Below are 17,409 nucleotides of genomic sequence, written 5' to 3' on the forward strand. Positions count from 1 at the left end.
CATGAACCAAATGAACGAGGAAAAAATGAAAGCACTTAAGAATGTTGTTATTTATACGAAAGACCATTGTCCATTTTGCGCACGCGTGAAGAATTACCTAACTGCTGAAAAGGTCGATTTCAAACAAATTCGCGTAGACGACGATCCGAAGACTTACCTGGAGTTGAAGGAAAGAACAAATCTCCAAACTGTACCGCAAGTTTTTGTGGATGGAGAATTCATTGGTAGTGCTACAGACTTCTTCTCGTGGATTGATAGCTAAAGAGTGAACCCTAAAATAAAGGAGCAAATATATGTTCAATTGGAAAAGCATTTACAACTACCTGGATAACGGCACTCCCGCGCCTCCCAAAAAAGTAGAAAAGAGCGAGGAAGAGTGGAAAGAAATTCTGACGCCAGCGCAATTTCGGGTCATGCGGATGAAAGGCACCGAACGCGCGCACACCGGAGAACTCTGTTCATTTTATGAAGCTGGAAGGTACGCCTGTGTGGGCTGCGACACCGAACTCTTTGACTCGAACCTAAAGTTCGATTCGGGAACGGGATGGCCGAGTTTTTCTGAGCCAGTCGCAGACAACGTAATTCAATATGAACTGGATACGACCTTCGGGCGCAGAATCGAAGTGCTATGCAATGTGTGCGAAGCCCATCTGGGGCACGCTTTTCCAGACGGTCCTGAGCCATCAGGGGTCCGATTCTGTATTAACTCGGAGTCATTGAAGTTTGTAGAATAATTTTTAAATCGAGGGGGTTTATGAAAGTGAACCTTTTGAAAAAAGGAGCCGTTCGTGTTGATTAAGCTGTTCGGTCATAAAGACTGCCATAAAACCAAGATTTACCATTCGTACTTGCAAGAAAAAGGGAGCCAGTTTGTTTTTTTGGATGTTCATGAAGACGACGCGGCTGCTGATGAACTGTGCTCCCTCTATTCGAACGGAAAGCTGAATTTCCCGACAATAGTGGTTGGGACAAAGAAGCTGAGAAACCCCAAGTTCAAGGACCTTGACAGGTGGTTGGAAGCTTCAATGAAATAATGAGTTTTTTAGAATTATTAATAACTTAATAAGCAGTAAGATCAATGATTACAGCAATTTTCCGCAGTTGTGTTACCAAGAAACATGCTGCGGAGTTTTAGCAAAGATACTTCATCAAGCTGGTGTTGGAAAACGTGGTCTTATCGTCGTTTGCACGGCGTGAGGAATGGGAGTGGCTTCAATTTTTGAAAGTTAGGTGAAAAATATGTCGGATCTAAAAATGAATAAAGAAGACGGTGTTGAAAGCTATGAATTTGCAACCCCTGAAGCAATCGAAGAAGCATTGAAAATCGGGAAGCTTAGTCAAACGGTTTTCGGCATGGGTTGCTTTTGGGGACCGGATTCTAATTTTGGAGGGACGCAGGGAGTAGTGCAAACACGTGTTGGCTACGCTGGAGCATCAACTCTGGATCCGAGTTACCGCAACATCAACGGACACGCCGAAGTCGTCAGAGTGATCTACGATAAAGACCAAATCAGCTACAGGGAACTTCTTGGAAGTTTTGAATCATGGTCTGTTCATGGTAGAAAGCAGGGCCAGTATCGCCAGATACTTTTTGTTTTTGATCTGGAGCAAAAACAAGTAGCTGAAGAACTGATTCAAGCGATTGGAAAGGAGAAATCTCCCGAGGTGATTGAGGCCGGAGAACAAAATGGTTATTTTTGGCCCGCCGAAGATTACCATCAAAAGCATCGTCTTCGCAGAAACAAACAGCTTGTAAGTCTTGCAGAAGTAGATTTCGGTCCTCGCTGGGATGAACATCTGTATTTTACTAAATTAAATAGTACCGATAGAAAAGGCTTCAGTCTCTCAAGCTGGCTAAAAAAGTTGTCTCCGGAAATGCAGAAAGCTTACCGAATCGGTTAATCTGAAATTGCAGCTGGCTAAAGAACTCTATTTTCTATATGTAAAGAATGTGACGATCTCCTTCACATGGAGTCCAAGAGAGCATAAAAAATCTGTGTAAGTCGCATTACCCATGTATTTGAAAGGAATAAATAATGCCAATATCAGACCAGCTTATCGACCGAAGCAAGACCTCAGTTTTTATGAGGTCTTGAGATCAGCGCAGCATGAACAGATCTCTTACAGTGTGGCGAACACACTGGTTTGATTGCGGCCTTGGGTTTTAGCTTTGTATAACATCTGATCGGCGACTTCGAGCAACTGCTTTTTGTCGTCAAATAAATCAGCGCTGGCCAAACCTATGCTGACCGTTAATTGTCGTAATAACCACTCATGGTTAGCCACTACCAGCCTTAACTTTTCCAGTGTTTTATTTGCGGACGCTGTGTCTGTGCCTGGCAGGATCAGCACAAACTCTTCACCACCATAACGGGCGAAAAAGTCATAGTTCCTGCTATGGCGCTGAAACAGAGCCGCGACTTGACTCAGTGCCTCATCTCCTGCGGCATGACCATAGCTGTCGTTAAAACTCTTAAAGTGATCAATATCAATCAATGCCAGTACAAAAGATTGTCCTGTTCTTTGCCAGCGAGCAAATTCAGCTTCAAACTTGAGGTCAAAAGCTCTTCTGTTGTTCACCCCTGTCAGCGCATCCGTCATGCTGGTATTATGTAATTGTTCGCCGACTTTTTTCAGCTCCAGTATGGCGATCACTTGTCTGGACAGAGCCTGCAAAGAGCTTATCTGCCGCTGGTTCAGCTGCTTAGGAACATGATCATAGACACAAATAGTACCAATCACTGCACCTTCGGGATCAATCAGCGGCGAGCCAGCATAAAATCGGTAGCCAGGTCCTGAAATCACCATAGCATTGGTACTGAATCTGTGATCTAAAGTAGCGTCAGGGACCACCATTACCGCATCAGGTGTTTCCATTGCATACACGCAAAAGGACTCTTTAATTAATACAGAGGTACGCGAAATACCAACTTTTGCAATTAGATTCAGCTTTGTGTCATCGGTTCGCGTCACCATAGCCACTGGTGCATCACAGATATAACACGCCAGTTCAGTGATATCCCGCAGGTTCTGATCTGCTTCAGCAGGTGCTTTTAGTGTGGTTTCTGCACTAGCTGTTTGAGCTAAACTAAAGGTCATGTACTTCTCCGTTTTTCTACTGCATTTTTCAAAGATCCTGCATAGAAAAATGAATTAAATCGTTGATTTAACTCTAGCATAGATCTGTCAGACTTGAAGTTATCTCTGTAGCAATGGTATTGTTTTGTACAATATTCGCCTGCTTGATTTGAGTTTTAGCTGTATTTATAAACTTTTGGCTTTTCCGGTCGCAGGCTCTATAATTTGCTCGTTTAAATCCAACTCTTCGTCTAACGTCATCTATTTAGTGTGCATGCGGCCTCCGGAGCATTTTCCGTGGCTTATTTTACCGAAGCATCGGGATTGCTAAATAGAGCTGAACGCTGTAATGCGCTTTCGAACTGAGCTTTCCGTAACTTCGGCATTAGTTCATGTACCTTGCTTACTGGATGTTGGTTGACGCGCAGCAGCACGTCCGTCAGATAATCGTAAACGTTAATAGCAGTGTTGACCTTGCTTTGAATGACGCCAACATGCTTAGCACCAAGCTCCGTTCAGCAGAATCACAGCCAGTTTTTCAGTTATCCCAAGTGTCACTCTCAGATTAAAGGCCGCCATACCGGATGTAGTGCCAACAAGAAAACTAAAACACAACTTCGCTGATCATCGCTGAGTGTTTATAAATCGTCTCCCATCACCGGTATCGATAAGCAGATAAGCCTGGTTATGCCATTAGCAGTTCTTGAAGCATTCCTGCTTTCAATGTCGTCAACGTGATCACGATTTGAGTTGAGATAACGACTCTGTTGCTGAAGACTCTCAGTTAATTGCCACTCACCAGATTCAAGAACAGCACCCGCTAACTCGGCACATACTGTTGCAAAACCATAAAGCGCTTGATTATCGCGGGTAAAACGCAGCGGCATCGTCTGGCCTTTTACAAGAAGGGACCATTCCAAAACTCTGTACTTACCTTTTAATCGGTTACTGACAAAAATAGTTATACTTGTACCGCTGGCGCCAACAACTAAAAAGCTCGTGATAGCTAGTCCTATCAGAGACCATAACTCTGGTTTCCCACTTAGTAACAGTGGATTAGGCAAATGACTCCTCAAAACGAGATCAGCACCAAGGGTCAGCGCTGTTTTATACACTGCTTGTTCTAATAATGGAGTTGCATTGACCAGTGACGCAACAGCATCACAACTATAAGGTTCTAGAACTGCCGTAGCTCTCAACCATTCTGTTTCATGGGCAATCGCCAACAAATTTGACCAAATTCGAACCAGTGCCGCTATATGAATGGAGTTTTCATCAGTCAGGACGGTTTGATTAAGCTGCTTATCCAGTTCCTGATGCCAGTATTGGTATTGGCTTGTCAAAAGTACAAACAACTCAGATTGAAGCAACTTATTATTAGTTACCGGTCTTATCCTATTTGACATCTCATTGAATAGTTGTATAAATTTTTTGTCTGCTTGTTGCTCACGCTTTAGCAGATCTTGCTGTTGTTGAAGCATCTGTAAATCGTATTCAATGGCCTGCTTAAAAAGTGTGAGTAAGGAACAGTGTTGTGATGCCCGATCTGGGCTTGAAAAGTCCAACATACACAAAGTACCGAAAGTTTTTCCGCTAGGCCAAAGCAATGGCAGGCCATAGTAATAACTAAAGCCTGCTGCAAATGTTGGGTTATTGTTTTCATATCGGGTACCGATTGCATTTTCAACTAGTAATGGCTGGTTACTGGAAATGACTTGGGAACAATAAGTGTTAAGTGCCAATGGAACAGGTTCACCGCAATAAAAAGTTGGTACTGACACACTGCCAACAGCCTGACAAATTTCGTTTTTATCTAATCGATTAATCAGCACACAAGGCACTTCCGCGACTTGAGCCATCGAGTTTACAATGCCTTGCCAGCGCTCTAGGAGCAGAGCGGTTTCTATGCTCAAATCTACTGCCATTTGTTCCCTCAGTATTTAAATAGTCCCCTTTTGCATCATTCGATCTTGTTTATCTCAGAGTATCAAACAGGAAACAAAGTGATTGATGTCAATCAGGGAATTAGCAGCATTGATGCATTAAGCGGCGCACATACACTCTAAGTAAAGTGCTTAAGTCTGATTATGGCAAGAAATTGTTACTTTGTCAGGGATAGTCAACACTTTATTAGCGAGAGACTTGCTTGGCTGACATTTAAGACAAATCGCGAGATTCCAAATCTGCCACCAACAGTCGGAACTGAGTAACTCACTTGAGCTTTAAAAAGTAAAGCATTGAAATATTTATGGTATTTATACATCCTACCTAGCTCACAGCAGAGTTTAGCATCGTGCATTAATATGACCTTACACTAAAAATACGTACTAGTTGACGTCTATCAAACTCGTTTACGAGATAGTGTAGTGGTCGACAAATTTTGGCCACATCGTTATTGCCTAATAACCGATGCTCTCTTTAAATGCGAAATGAGTAGTGCACGCATTTTTAGCCTTTTGGCAAAACGTTGATGTCTCGAAATTTTCAAGCGCTGTGCCTTGTTTATTTTCAGAAACGTCTGCTTTCAGTGAGTTCCTGATGCTCGGGCGCTCTAAATTATGGGTATAGACAATCTGATTTGCCCTATATTTGCAGTTTTTCGTGAACCCTTAATTTCACAACTCTTTTAATCTGATATCCAAAGTCTGCATCCATACATAGCCCCTACGTAAACTGTCTAATAAGTCACATTATACGAACTATTGAGCATGTTATATCTATTTTACATGCTGTAAATTCAGTTCCATTAGTAAATAGATAAAAACCAAGGAGGCTTTATGAAAAATAAATAATGTGATCGTTGCCGGAGGGTGTTTTTGGAGTCTCGAAGACCTCCTTAGAAATCAGGACGGCGTGACGTCAACGAAGGTGTGTAGTGGCACTGAAATGGCGACTGCGCAAGACGTGAAGATGAGCTGTCTGATAGCAACGGATTATCAAGCAGAACCTTCTTAAATACAATTTATTCCACGCCAATACAGCGTGCTGTCTTTCAAATCACTAGGAGAAATTTATGTCACGTTTGAACACCCCTACCACAATCGACGCCGCGCCTACTGCTACCCATACCTCACTCAAGGCTGTGGAAAAACAACTGGGCCGCGTTCCTAACATGTTCCGCGTCGTTGCCAACAGCCCTGCTGCGCTGACTGGCTACCTGCAATTGAGCGCAGCATCAGCACAGGGCGGCTTGGGTACAGCGACTCTTGAGCGTATTGCCCTAGCCGTCGCTGAGATCAACGGCTGCGATTATTGCCTTGCTGGCCATTCCTTCCTAGGCCGTAAGGTGGCCAAGCTTGATGATGCTGAACTCACTGCCAACCGCAGCGGTGCATCAAATGACCCTAAGGCCGACGCAGCCGTGCGTTTTGCTGCCGCCGTAGTCCGCCAGCGCGGGCAAGTCAGCAATGACCAGGTCCAAGCGGTGCTGAACGCTGGCTACAGTGATGCACATGTAGTGGATATTCTGTTGGCTGTTGCCCTGAACACTTTCACTAACTACGTTAACGAAGTGACACAGACCGAGGTCGACTTCCCGGCCGTTCAACCACTAGGCATTGATGTCTAATCCATTGGTGCTCAACTACAGCAATTACCTAAGTTAGGTTCGACTCGAGTAAACATATAGTTTTTCTCAAGAGTCATATCATTTTAGTGGGCTACATAGAGTGAGTCCACATGGCTAAAAATAATTGGAGATATAAGATGACTATTCCCGAAATTGAAAATGGTGTCCAGACTACCAATATCCTTAGTAATAATCTCGGTGCAAAAGTCACTAAGTTTGGTATAGGTGGCATCTACGTTGCCATGACGATAATATATTTGTGGTTTGGTGGTATGAAATTCACTAGCTACGAAGCAAACGGTATACATGGTTTTGTTAGTAATAGCCCTCTGCTTTCATGGATGTATAGTTTCCTCAGCATTCAAGGATTCTCAAATTTTCTGGGTGTGCTTGAAATTTCAGTTGGCCTGTTAATCGCTGCACGAGTTTTCTCCCCTAAGCTCGCAATCTTGGGCGGTGTACTTTCAACCGGACTCTTTTTTACGACATTGTCGTTCATGCTGACTACACCCGGTGTTTTTGAGGCATCTCTTGGGTTTCCTGCGATCTCTGTGGTTCCTGGCCAGTTTTTGCTAAAAGATTTAGGCTTGTTTGTCGTGTCTATATTTATCGTAGGCACATCACTTACAGCACTGGAGCACAAAAACAAATAAGCCGCATCCGAAACAACTATAAGTTAGAGGGCCTTAAATTCTGCGGTATAGGTCTTGCAGTTCTTTTTAGCTGTCATAGGCACCTCGTTATGTGATTTTACTCACTTAGCGCGGTGTACAGAACTACTGGATCAGATCATTTTTTCGGGTTAACGGCCTAAGTGAAATAAATTCTGTAAACAGAAGGTCTCTTATAATCTGAAAGGCACATGGCTCTACTCTATAAGAGGACATTTATGAATACCTATCAAAAATCTATGAATGCGATTTCTGCTCTGACTAAGGAGCAGTATCGGGTGACGCAAGAAAATGGTACAGAGCGTCCAGGGACTGGTGAATTGCTAAAGAACACCAAGCCCGGCATTTACGTGGATATCGTGTCAGGTGAGCCTTTATTTGCGTCTTCTGCCAAGTATGAATCAGGGTGTGGTTGGCCGAGCTTTACCAAAGCGATAGACTCTGTCAACGTAATTGAAATCACTGATAGGTCGCACGGCATGACCCGCACAGAAGTGCGCTCAACTCATGGCGACAGTCACTTAGGCCATGTATTTTCAGACGGTCCCAAAGACCAGGGTGGCCTACGTTATTGTATTAACTCAGCGTCATTACGTTTTATTCCTAGGGAAGAAATGGCAAGTAAAGGTTACGCAGAGTATTTAGACCAAGTAGAGGACATTTAATTATGGCAATTGAACGCGCAGTATTAGCCGGTGGCTGCTTTTGGGGCATGCAGGATCTTATCCGCAAACGTCCCGGTATCACTTCAACCCGAGTAGGTTATACCGGTGGTGAAGTGGCTAATGCTACCTACCGCAATCATGGTAACCATGCTGAAGGCATTGAAATAATGTTCGATAATGAAATCACCAGCTATCGACAAATTTTAGAGTTTTTCTTTCAGATTCATGACCCTAGTACAGTAAATAGACAAGGTAATGACAAGGGCACATCTTATCGCTCAGCCATTTATTATACCTCTGAGGCACAGCATGCTGAGGCAGTAAAAACCATTGCTGACGTGGATGCTTCGGGATTATGGCCTGGAAAAGTAGTGACTGAAGTCGAACCTGCAAGTGATTTTTGGGAAGCGGAGGCTATGCATCAGGACTATTTGGAACTCCGACCAAATGGCTATACCTGCCACTTCCCCAGACCAGACTGGAAGTTGCCCTCATCTCAATGAGTTTGCAGCAGCCCACACAGACTTGCAATTTGCATACGACAACCACCCTTAATACAATCGGCTTAGGCGGTGGTTGTCACTGGTGCACCGAAGGCGTATTTTCATCACTTATTGGCATTGCTACTGTCAATCAAGGTTGGATCGCCTCAATTGGTGACAACGCTCAGTTCAGCGAAGCCATTGAAGTGGTTTTTGATCCGACTGTTATTTCTTTATCAACCTTGATCGAAATCCATTTACATACTCACGCGAGCACATCAAACCACTCAATGCGTGGTAAATATCGTTCAGCGATATACGCTTATGATGAGGTTCAGTATAACCAGGCTGTAAACATATTAGATGCCTGTAGAGCTGATTTTGAGCAGCCAGTCATTACTCAGGTTTATTTTTTTAAGGATTTTAAAGCGAATAAAACTGAGCTTATCGACTACTTTTATACAGCACCCAACAGACCATTTTGTCAAAGGTACATTCATCCAAAACTCACCTTCTTATTAGCACGTTTCAGCCACTATGTTGATACGCATAAATTGACAGAGTCAGGTGTAGAGTTAACATCGATATAGGCTGTGCTACTCTGCAAGTTCGAGCGTCATGATTACCAACTCTAGTAGTGGCATCGATCACACGAAAACTAAAACGATGTCACCGCAAACGAATGGGATCTGCGAGCAGTTTGATAAGGCGATCCTGAACGAGTTTTATCAGGTGGCTTTTCGCAACAAGTTAATCAAACGCTGGAGACGCGGCAAAATGATCAGGATGAGTGGCTGTCTTACAACAATGAACGAACTCATCAGGGCAAAATGTGCAACGGCAGAACGTCAGTTGAAACTGATCTGATCCAGTAGTTCTGTACACCGCGCTAAGTGAGTAAAATCACATAACGATACAACAACGTTACCCTACATAATCCCAAACTAATTTATCGTTGGAAACGCGAGTTATCCGTGAAGATGATAGAGCTTCTAAGCGAGATCCTTTCCAACTGAGTCTGTTCGATGCTCTGTTATACCAATATCTTTGGAAACGCCCTTCGATGGTAGCTTGTTGCTTCTATCAACATTCATACACTTTTGTGAAAAAAATTTCCTGTGTATTTATCGGTATAGCATAAAGTCCATAATCAAATTAAAACGCTACCTAGTACAAAATTGCCTATTATTTAACCTTGACACTACCAATATGCACTGATCTGATATATATTGATTTAATGTATATTTTGCAGGCGATTTTTATGAAAAGTGCACTACTGCGGATCATCACCAACCAGAGGTAAGCGTAACGCCAACCACACCTTGCGGTGTGGCTGGTGATCAGTAAGGCAGGAGTTGCTGTAGTTTCTCTTGGGTGTTGGCTTTGGGTAGCTCGGTTAATAAGCGGCATAGGTAATCATACGGCTCCAGTCCGTTGATTTTTGAGGTCTCGACCAGGCTGTACAGTGCCGCACTGGCTTGTGCTCCCGTCTTGGTATTAGCGAACAACCACGCCTTGCGACCAATCACGAACGGTTTGATGGCGCGCTCCGCACGATTGTTGTCGATATTCAGACAGCCATCATCCAGATAGCGGACAAGCTTGGGCCACTGATTCAGGCTATACGTAATAGCCGCTCCCAGTAAACTTTCTTTCGTGACACTCTCGCTTGATTTATCCAACCAGCTTTTGAATTGCGCGAGCAACGGCTTGGCTAGCGTTTGCCTGGCTTCATATTTCTTATCAGGCGGCGCAGTTTTTAATTTACTCTCCAGCGCATAGAGTTTCTGGATATGGTTAAGGGCCACATCGGCCTTACCCGTTTTGCCTTTGCCCTGCGCTTTTTGGGCTTCGACGAACTTGCGTCTGGCATGCGCCCAGCAGCCGACTAAGGTTGCGTGGGTTTTCTCATATCCGGCATAACCGTCGACCTGCAGATAACCGTTAAACCCCGCCAGGAAGTCGGTGGGATGTTTACTGCTGCGACTATCCTGATAATCAAACAGCACGAGCTTGGGGCCGGTACTTTTTTCTAAGCCACAGCCATATACCCACATATAACAGGTGCTTTTCTCAACATCCAGCACATTAACCGTGGTTTCATCTGCCCACAGCACGGGCTGTTTCAGAAGCTCAGCTTTCATTAACGCCAGTAACGGTTTCAGTTTCTCTGCACAGCTTATCAGCCAGCGGCTCATCGTTTGACGGCTAAGCTCAATACCGGCCTGATTAAACAACTGCTCCTGACGATAAAGCGGTAAGCCATAGTGCATTTTGCTGCTGATGATTTGGGCAAGCAGACTCGGTGTGGTCATGCTCTTAGGGATAACCGCCGGTGGCACATCGGCAATTTTAATGTCGACCTTGGTGTCCGTGGTTTCACACTGCCGGCAGCTGTATTTCAGCCGCACGTTTCTGAGCACCCGGATTTGTGCCGGTACGAACTCGATTTGCTCACTGACTTCCTCACCCATTTGATGTAGCGCATGGCCACAGCAAGCACAGGTTTTATCGTCAATGTCATGGATAACATCAACGCGCGGCAGCTCAGGGGCAATCCGTGGGCGGCGTGGCTTAGCAGCTTTCTTAGCGCTCTCGGTCGTCTGAGTATCTGGCTCTGTCGCTACTGACTCGTCTTCAATAAGCTGTTCGGCCTCATTTAACACCTCGCCTTCACCTTCATAGGTTTCACTGCTGGGGCTAAATTTCTGGTACTTCTTCAGGTTGTAACGCTCCAGCAACTGCTGCAACTTGTCCGACAGTTGCTGGTTAACCCGCTCTAATTTGGCGATGCGTTTATCTTTTTGCGCCAGTTTGCGCTCAAGCTTTTGCGTCTGCTCAAGCAGCATTTTCTTGAGCAGTGCAACGTCATCAGGTAAGGTGTCTGGTATCTTTTTCATGGCCGCCATTATAACGGCCAATTTAGCTAAGTGCTTGGTAAGATTTAGATTGTTTTGGATGCGATCATAAGGATTTATAGCCGATCGTCATATCAGCCCACACTCTGGTAATGCAGTGGCTGATGGGCGGTGATTTTTTGGATATCGACACCTTGCAACAGCCAATGCCATTGCTGCTCGCTAATAGACAGTATTTTGCCAGGCATCTGCCGTGGCCAGCGGAACTTGTCTTTTTCAAGCCGTTTGTACCACAGGCAAAACCCGGTGCTATCCCAGTACAGTACTTTTAACCGGGTACGCTGCTGATTACAAAACACAAACAGTGCGCCGCTAAATGGCGAGAGCTGCATCTCTTGCTCGACCAGCAACGATAAGCCATTAATGGATTTACGAAAGTCGACCGGCTGTTTATGGCTAAATTTGCCCAACGCGCCAAAAATGTAAAGTTAGCTTTAAATTCTAAAATCACTCACTTGAATTCTCGTTCTCAATCAGCGCTTGCTTCCAATATTCTGGTTCAGCATATCGAGCAACCAATGCATCGATATCTATTTTTGAGGTTGATGGACTAAACTCAAAATTGCCATACATATTGATGTGCTGCCATGCAACGGGCGAAATACTGTGAAGCTGAGCCAGTGCATTTTGATCTCCTACTGTTTGCTTCTGTTCATAGACACGAGATAGCAGCACTGTGTTGTAGTAAATGACCGCGTTGGTGATGAGCCGAGAGCATTCATTCCATATTTGCTGCTCCTCTTCTGTTTTTACTCTGAATTTTCCACCGTTAACAAATGCAACTGCTCGTCTAAGACGATGATAGGCTTCGCCACGATTTAATGCTTTTTGTACACATTGACGTAAGCCAACATCGTCGACAAAGTCGAGAATGTATAGCGTTCGGCATATGTTTTCCAACTCCCATAATGCTTTCTTGGTCTGATTCTGACGCGAATAGCTCGAGAGTTTGCGAACAATCGTGGCTTGAGTAACATCTTTTTGAGCTAGCGATGCCATGATCCGTTGAATATTGGGCCATTCACGTTCAATCAATTCATCGTTGGTTTTTCGGGCAGGCTTTATTAGCCAGTCACCACACTCATTGGGATGTTGTGAGCCGACTAACGTATCCATTTTCTTATGCAAATCACGATAACGAGGTGCAAAATGATATCCAAATGCATGCAAAATCCAAAAATTAACCTGATTGGTGCCATGGGTGTCAGTGGAATGCCGTTCTGGCTTTATATCAGAGGTATTGTTATGCAATAAATCGAAAACGTAATGGCTTTCATGTTCGTGAGTCCCAATAATCTTTGCATTTATAGGAACATGATTTGCAACCAACGTGTAGGCGCTGACACCTTTCTGTAAACCAAAATACTTGGGAGAATATCGAGCGTTAAGGGTGTTAATTTGCGTTTCTATCCGCTGACCATCGCTACTTGAATGAAGTGTGTCCTGAATATCATAGAGATGAAATGCGGGTAGCTGGCTGGTCGCATTACTAATCGCATCATTAGCCGCTCGTAATGTCTCCAAGCGTAGATAATTTCTTGATGTCCCCGCCATTGATGCTGAGCTAAGGCCTGAAACCTCAGCCATTTTTGCTAACCCCATGTTTGTTCCCATCGCAACAATACAGGCGAAAATTTCACGGGGATCAGCTTCATGCTTTACATAACGATCTAATACATGGGTAAATGCATTTAAAAATCCAGTATTACCCGCAACAAACCACAGTAGATCCGCAATACCAATTCCTGGTAACTGGCTGTAAAAATCGCTATTAACGGATTCATCACTGCTCGGATAAAGCAGCTTCCAACGACGCTTTTCGGCAGCCCCAATTACTTTAATATGTTTGTTGACCCCATCAGAAATATGTTGGTTAATCGCACTATAACGTGCTGCTAGCATAGTATGAAATACAGCCAGAGTATCTTGGATAGGGGCCAATAAAATGGGTGCACCAATATCTTGCAATACTCGTTCTTTATCCTGCCATCTAAGATCGCTTATTAAGTCATCTTCAAAGCGGCGAAATTCATTACTATGTTTAACGTACACATCACCCGCTTCCAGTGAGTTGCGTAGTAGGCGATAGACCAAAAACTCATAGCGATCTACATCAAGCGTTTTAAATGTTTTGCCCTCTTTACTAAACAAATATCGGCGTAAACCTTTAGGAATAATCTCAGTCGGAAATGAATTAGGGTCAGTTTGCCTTGGTGATTTTTCTGTGCGCAATAAGTTTTGTAAAAACGCGATAGCTTCAAGCAAAGGAGAGTCTTCTACACGTCCGGCAAAATCCAGATCAGTAAAAAGTTGCCTTAAGTTACGTTTGAATGTGGCGGATAATTTTGTGTAATGTGACCATTCAAATGCCGTTTTGTCGAAAGCAATATTGCGTAAGTAATCAGCAACTAATGGGAATCTCTCTTGTTCAAGCAATGCATAGGCTTTTTCTTTAATAATGGAAAAAGGTGTGTCATCGGTGATGGTGTCATCCGTAAACAGGCTCAATACATGACCCGCAGCCTGTAAATTTTTCGCTGCATTGGTAACCGCATTATTCATTGCTTCTTCAGCGGCACGCTTGGCCTGTTTCTCGTATTGATCGACCCAATGGAGCAATGCTTCAATTAAGTTGTCATTAATTTGCTGAAACCGATGAAAAGCAAAAAACAGCAGATATAACTGAGCAGTCTCTTTTTTCATGCGTTGAAGTTTATAAGTGGTATAAAACTTAACCATAGAAGCATAATACTTGCCGCTTTCATTGGAGATCCCCGCTGTTATGAGGAACTGCTTGGCAAACTCATGTAGAGGCTGGAAAAACTGCCGCCGTGCGACTTCATGTCGCAATTCTTTATAACTGAAATCTTTAGCTTCATGTTTTAATGCGCTGACGCGAAATACTCCTGACTCAGCCCGAAGCAAAGCCGCTAATTGCTGATCGATAAGTGAAGTCATGCAAGTGCTAAGTAATCGAGCAATACGGGTGCGTTCATAAGCCACCACTCTACCAATCATCTCTTGCATATACCGATAACTGGGCATGACAATACGGTGTAATGCTAAGTATTGGGTTAATTCACGAAAGATAAAGATAGGTTGTGTCGATAACATCGCAACCCGCTGTGCTTTATCTTCCAAATCAACTTTTACCTCATTATCACATTGTTTATACTGGAATAAATCAAGAATTGCTCGTTGTTGTTCAGCCCTAATCGGTCTTGAGGGACTTTTCAGTCTTGAAAGCGTTTTGGTGGGAAAGTACAGCGCGGCAATGTAATCCAAGTCATTTAGTACTGACGATTCTTGTTCATAACTGAAAAACTGCCGTTTGGCTTTGAAATAGCCCAGTTGCAATACTAAATGGGCTGCCACAGAAAACGTTCGGGTATTGTCGAATAGCTCGCGCTCTTTAGCACTTAAGTCAAAATATAATCGACGATCATCATCTGAGAAATGAGGTAATCCAAACAGTTCATCTATTTCATCAGTTGACAAAATAGATAGCCGCCGAACATCATTTTTCATGGTGCCCTCCCTATTTCACTACATCAAATAATTTCCCGCTCCGCGAGATGTGCAAGTGGAATCATACTTTTATGTAAGATCCCAAATACAACGAATTGATGCTCATGTTGGATGTAATAGATGACATGACTTGAATAAGGGAAGCTAAACACATTCATGCGTACCTCGGGTCTATTTTTCCCAAGGGTGGGTGTTTCAGCCAGCAGTTGAATCGTTTGTCTAAGTCCTGATAAATAGGTCTTCGACTGAGTCGTTCCCCATTGGGCTAACGTAAAGCGGTGAATACCTATCAGATCAGATTGTGCATCGGGCGTTAAATGATAAGTTACCGGCATTAGTCATACTGCCCTGCGGCCAGCTCATCAAAAAAGGTATTACCATCAACCAAATTGCCCATTTTGATGTCAGTTATGGCTTTCACCGCTTTGGATTGAAGCAAATGTAATTTTAGTGTCTCGATACTTTGGTATGCATCAGCTGAAATAACAACGGCCACAGGCTTGCCATTTTTATTAATTTGGATTGGAGCTTGTTGAGCTTTGAGCAACAAATCTCCAAAGTGAATTTTTGCTTCATTGGCTGAAAGAGTGTTCATTTATCACCTTTAAACGAATCGTTCGATTCGCTCAATTTACACCAGTTGGGCGATAAAAGTCAAAAATGCACCCTATCAAAATGTATACAATTTGATAGAGTAATTTATCACCTATCAAAACTACTATCATAAGTCGGTTATCAAAATCTCTAAAGAGATTATGGCAAATTTTTAATGTTTAGGTTTAAGGTGTATTTGATATTGAAAACAAGTTGTTACCTCGTGCATAAATCTAACTTTACACTTTTGGCGCGTTGGGCAAATTTAGCCTATTAGCATCTGCGTAACTGTGCCGCTATGGAATTTTTCAAATCCTGTGGTAGCGAGCGACTGGTGCAATCCAATAAAACATGCAAATCCAACTCCTGAGTAAATCGCTTATTCGACCACGAATCACCATACATTGATTCGGCCCAAATGAGAGCTTGCGCCAGCGAGTGAAATTGGCGCCTTCCGGTGTAGCCTAAACGGCAATCTACTGTCACGCCAACGAAGTGGATGCGGTAACTAGGAGGGATGCGATTAGCTAGCCGGATAAAGGGCGTTTGCCACACTTGCGGCTTTACCGCCAACCGTGGATTGAGAGGGTCTTTGAAATCGAATCTGGGCATGGCAAGGCTCCTGTTTATTTAAATACAGGATCTCACCAAGTCCAAATCACGCAAATTTTGCCTTACGCTGCCTTCCTCTTCAATGCCGTCAAGCGTGCACCCAGAGTCATCTTGTTAGCTGCCTGCGGCATTGCTAGGCGCTGTACTCGCTGTAACGATTGGTTAAGTGACTCAATAAAGCGTAAGTTCTCTTCCATCGTTTCTAACGCTTTCCCCAACAACAATTTGAAGTTGTCAGGGTTTGGCTTCCACCACTCCAAAATGGATTGGTCGTACACTTCGGCTGGCACCAGGGAGCCGACAGCGACCTTGTACTCTTCCCGCGTTAAGCCTTTACATAATTGCTGTTTAAGCGTTGATATAGCGCCGTTCCAATCATGGGCAGCTCGGATTAATTCAGCGACAATCAAGTTCAACGACTTGGCCATGACTCTGCTGGCATTGAGGTAGTCGCTCGGATGCTCTTTGAGTTGAGCCAGCTGAGCAGGCGATAACAGCTGTTTAAGTACATCATCAATCTGGGTCACGCCGCCGAACATCAGTGCCAGCCATAATTTAGACACTCCAGCTCTCTGGGTTACCCCTACGTCTGAGGTATCAAATCTAACATGGAGTAAATGGCTATTAAGACCATCTATCATTTCCCTTACTGCCCAACCTGCGTCCTGAATAACGCGCTCGATGTTAAATCCTAGGCGCTCTACTGTGTCATCGTTGGTTAGGGCGGTTTTAACCCCGTGGCGCTGGGCATTTCGCTCCGCTCTAATGATATTAAGGATTTCTGTCTTATCCCTGCGATGCTGGGTCATATCGATGGCGCGGGGATGGTTCGCAACATCGATGTAAGGCATAGACTGAAAGCTGAACATTCCGAGCTGCTGAAATATCTGTGTGCGCTTTAAAATGGCTTGGAGCTGGCACCAATAGCTCGTTTTAATCGTGATCACGCCTTCAGATAACAAGGTTTCAGCCACATGGGTGCCACCGTAGCGCCGTACATCAATCGCTTTGAAGCCGTAGCTATGACGGTTGCGCCAGAAAGATGCCATAAAGTCCCTGTGAAGCTGCAAGGCGCGTCTTGGGCCATCAATGGCATACCATTTCTCAAGCGACAATTCGGATAGCTGAATGTTTTCTACCGTGGCAGCTGGGTCAAATGACAGGTCTTCGTGGGTCGCGATAGCCTGCTGAGTAAAGCCAGAGAAGTTAGGTACTAACAAAGAAGAAGTCTGTTGGTGTGCCTCATGTAATCTGCAGTCCAATTTTGGTTTGTAAAACACCATCCTAGAATTG

19 protein-coding genes and 1 pseudogene are annotated in these 17,409 nt (G+C 44.0%); 11 read left to right on the plus strand and 9 right to left on the minus strand.

Annotation, left to right across the window (positions count from 1 at the left end):
- The first annotated feature begins 1 nt into the window (after position 1).
- The 4 genes from L5M17_RS19470 to L5M17_RS19485 all read left to right on the plus strand — a co-directional run bounded on the left by L5M17_RS19470 (position 2) and on the right by L5M17_RS19485 (position 1,902).
- On the plus strand, positions 2-262 hold the full coding sequence (locus L5M17_RS19470; protein ID WP_005403706.1) for a glutaredoxin: 261 nt from the start codon (positions 2-4) through the stop codon (positions 260-262).
- 31 nt (positions 263-293) lie between these two features.
- Positions 294-734 (plus strand): peptide-methionine (R)-S-oxide reductase MsrB, encoded by a 441-nt coding sequence (gene msrB, locus L5M17_RS19475; RefSeq protein ID WP_005403705.1) that lies wholly within the window; start codon positions 294-296, stop codon positions 732-734.
- 54 nt (positions 735-788) lie between these two features.
- Positions 789-1,034: a glutaredoxin family protein gene (locus L5M17_RS19480; RefSeq protein WP_011711656.1), complete on the plus strand. Its 246-nt coding sequence runs from the start codon at positions 789-791 to the stop codon at positions 1,032-1,034.
- Between the two features lie 220 nt (positions 1,035-1,254).
- On the plus strand, positions 1,255-1,902 hold the full coding sequence (locus tag L5M17_RS19485; RefSeq protein WP_223846397.1) for a peptide-methionine (S)-S-oxide reductase MsrA: 648 nt from the start codon (positions 1,255-1,257) through the stop codon (positions 1,900-1,902).
- Positions 1,903-2,121: 219 nt separating this feature from the next.
- Here the strand turns inward: L5M17_RS19485 and L5M17_RS19490 are convergent, their stop codons facing one another.
- Positions 2,122-3,099 (minus strand): sensor domain-containing diguanylate cyclase, encoded by a 978-nt coding sequence (locus L5M17_RS19490; protein ID WP_002119794.1) that lies wholly within the window; start codon positions 3,097-3,099, stop codon positions 2,122-2,124.
- Between the two features lie 617 nt (positions 3,100-3,716).
- A complete protein-coding gene (locus L5M17_RS19500; RefSeq protein WP_000257537.1) occupies positions 3,717-5,003 on the minus strand; it encodes a GAF domain-containing protein in 1,287 nt (428 codons plus the stop codon).
- Between the two features lie 868 nt (positions 5,004-5,871).
- On the opposite strand from L5M17_RS19500, the gene L5M17_RS19505 reads away from it, so the two are divergent.
- The 7 genes and pseudogenes from L5M17_RS19505 to L5M17_RS19535 all read left to right on the plus strand — a co-directional run.
- Entirely contained in the window at positions 5,872-6,033 is a 162-nt protein-coding gene (locus L5M17_RS19505) for a peptide-methionine (S)-S-oxide reductase (RefSeq protein WP_223290059.1), read from the plus strand.
- Between the two features lie 157 nt (positions 6,034-6,190).
- Positions 6,191-6,646, plus strand: coding sequence for a carboxymuconolactone decarboxylase family protein (locus L5M17_RS19510; RefSeq protein ID WP_258011845.1), 456 nt, complete (start codon positions 6,191-6,193; stop codon positions 6,644-6,646).
- Between the two features lie 137 nt (positions 6,647-6,783).
- Positions 6,784-7,299, plus strand: a complete 516-nt coding sequence (locus tag L5M17_RS19515; protein WP_011711654.1) for a YkgB family protein — start codon at positions 6,784-6,786, stop codon at positions 7,297-7,299.
- A 236-nt stretch (positions 7,300-7,535) separates the two neighbouring features.
- A complete protein-coding gene (msrB, locus tag L5M17_RS19520) occupies positions 7,536-7,982 on the plus strand; it encodes a peptide-methionine (R)-S-oxide reductase MsrB (protein WP_011711653.1) in 447 nt (148 codons plus the stop codon).
- A gap of 2 nt (positions 7,983-7,984) precedes the next feature.
- Complete coding sequence (gene msrA / locus L5M17_RS19525; protein ID WP_011711652.1) at positions 7,985-8,485, plus strand: peptide-methionine (S)-S-oxide reductase MsrA; 501 nt, start codon at positions 7,985-7,987, stop codon at positions 8,483-8,485.
- A gap of 29 nt (positions 8,486-8,514) precedes the next feature.
- The gene (locus tag L5M17_RS19530; RefSeq protein ID WP_041413416.1) at positions 8,515-9,054 is read left to right on the plus strand and encodes a peptide-methionine (S)-S-oxide reductase; all 540 of its coding nucleotides are present in this window, start codon (positions 8,515-8,517) and stop codon (positions 9,052-9,054) included.
- Positions 9,055-9,069: 15 nt separating this feature from the next.
- A pseudogene (locus L5M17_RS19535) lies at positions 9,070-9,339 on the plus strand (IS481 family transposase); the annotation flags it as partial.
- 465 nt (positions 9,340-9,804) lie between these two features.
- On the opposite strand, the gene tnpC reads toward L5M17_RS19535, so the two are convergent.
- The 7 genes from tnpC to L5M17_RS19570 form a co-directional block, all read right to left on the minus strand.
- A complete protein-coding gene (gene tnpC, locus L5M17_RS19540) occupies positions 9,805-11,364 on the minus strand; it encodes an IS66 family transposase (protein WP_099458459.1) in 1,560 nt (519 codons plus the stop codon).
- Positions 11,365-11,456: 92 nt separating this feature from the next.
- Positions 11,457-11,792: an IS66 family insertion sequence element accessory protein TnpB gene (gene tnpB / locus L5M17_RS19545; protein ID WP_192937895.1), complete on the minus strand. Its 336-nt coding sequence runs from the start codon at positions 11,790-11,792 to the stop codon at positions 11,457-11,459.
- A 37-nt stretch (positions 11,793-11,829) separates the two neighbouring features.
- Positions 11,830-14,910: a Tn3 family transposase gene (locus tag L5M17_RS19550; protein WP_011787830.1), complete on the minus strand. Its 3,081-nt coding sequence runs from the start codon at positions 14,908-14,910 to the stop codon at positions 11,830-11,832.
- A gap of 23 nt (positions 14,911-14,933) precedes the next feature.
- Positions 14,934-15,245, minus strand: coding sequence for a type II toxin-antitoxin system RelE/ParE family toxin (locus tag L5M17_RS19555; protein WP_099458567.1), 312 nt, complete (start codon positions 15,243-15,245; stop codon positions 14,934-14,936).
- Complete coding sequence (locus L5M17_RS19560; RefSeq protein ID WP_011787805.1) at positions 15,245-15,505, minus strand: type II toxin-antitoxin system Phd/YefM family antitoxin; 261 nt, start codon at positions 15,503-15,505, stop codon at positions 15,245-15,247. Before L5M17_RS19560 ends, L5M17_RS19555 begins: the two co-directional genes overlap by 1 nt.
- Before the next feature lie 272 nt (positions 15,506-15,777).
- Positions 15,778-16,116 (minus strand): hypothetical protein, encoded by a 339-nt coding sequence (locus L5M17_RS19565; protein ID WP_263148894.1) that lies wholly within the window; start codon positions 16,114-16,116, stop codon positions 15,778-15,780.
- Positions 16,117-16,178: 62 nt separating this feature from the next.
- On the minus strand, positions 16,179-17,409 hold a 1,231-nt coding region (locus tag L5M17_RS19570), incomplete at its 5' end, for a hypothetical protein (RefSeq protein ID WP_263148895.1).

Origin of the sequence: Shewanella sp. SW24 (assembly GCF_025653395.1) — a bacterium.
Classification (GTDB): domain Bacteria; phylum Pseudomonadota; class Gammaproteobacteria; order Enterobacterales; family Shewanellaceae; genus Shewanella; species Shewanella oncorhynchi.

Coding starts and splice junctions, on each gene's coding strand:
- L5M17_RS19470 (WP_005403706.1), top strand. CDS start 2: ATGAACCAAATGAACGAGGAAAAAATGAAAGCACTTAAGAATGTTGTT.
- msrB (WP_005403705.1), top strand. CDS start 294: ATGTTCAATTGGAAAAGCATTTACAACTACCTGGATAACGGCACTCCC.
- L5M17_RS19485 (WP_223846397.1), top strand. CDS start 1,255: ATGAATAAAGAAGACGGTGTTGAAAGCTATGAATTTGCAACCCCTGAA.
- L5M17_RS19490 (WP_002119794.1), bottom strand. CDS start 3,099: ATGACCTTTAGTTTAGCTCAAACAGCTAGTGCAGAAACCACACTAAAA.
- L5M17_RS19500 (WP_000257537.1), bottom strand. CDS start 5,003: ATGGCAGTAGATTTGAGCATAGAAACCGCTCTGCTCCTAGAGCGCTGG.
- L5M17_RS19510 (WP_258011845.1), top strand. CDS start 6,191: ATGTTCCGCGTCGTTGCCAACAGCCCTGCTGCGCTGACTGGCTACCTG.
- L5M17_RS19515 (WP_011711654.1), top strand. CDS start 6,784: ATGACTATTCCCGAAATTGAAAATGGTGTCCAGACTACCAATATCCTT.
- msrB (WP_011711653.1), top strand. CDS start 7,536: ATGAATACCTATCAAAAATCTATGAATGCGATTTCTGCTCTGACTAAG.
- msrA (WP_011711652.1), top strand. CDS start 7,985: ATGGCAATTGAACGCGCAGTATTAGCCGGTGGCTGCTTTTGGGGCATG.
- tnpC (WP_099458459.1), bottom strand. CDS start 11,364: ATGAAAAAGATACCAGACACCTTACCTGATGACGTTGCACTGCTCAAG.
- L5M17_RS19550 (WP_011787830.1), bottom strand. CDS start 14,910: ATGAAAAATGATGTTCGGCGGCTATCTATTTTGTCAACTGATGAAATA.
- L5M17_RS19555 (WP_099458567.1), bottom strand. CDS start 15,245: ATGCCGGTAACTTATCATTTAACGCCCGATGCACAATCTGATCTGATA.
- L5M17_RS19560 (WP_011787805.1), bottom strand. CDS start 15,505: ATGAACACTCTTTCAGCCAATGAAGCAAAAATTCACTTTGGAGATTTG.
- L5M17_RS19565 (WP_263148894.1), bottom strand. CDS start 16,116: ATGCCCAGATTCGATTTCAAAGACCCTCTCAATCCACGGTTGGCGGTA.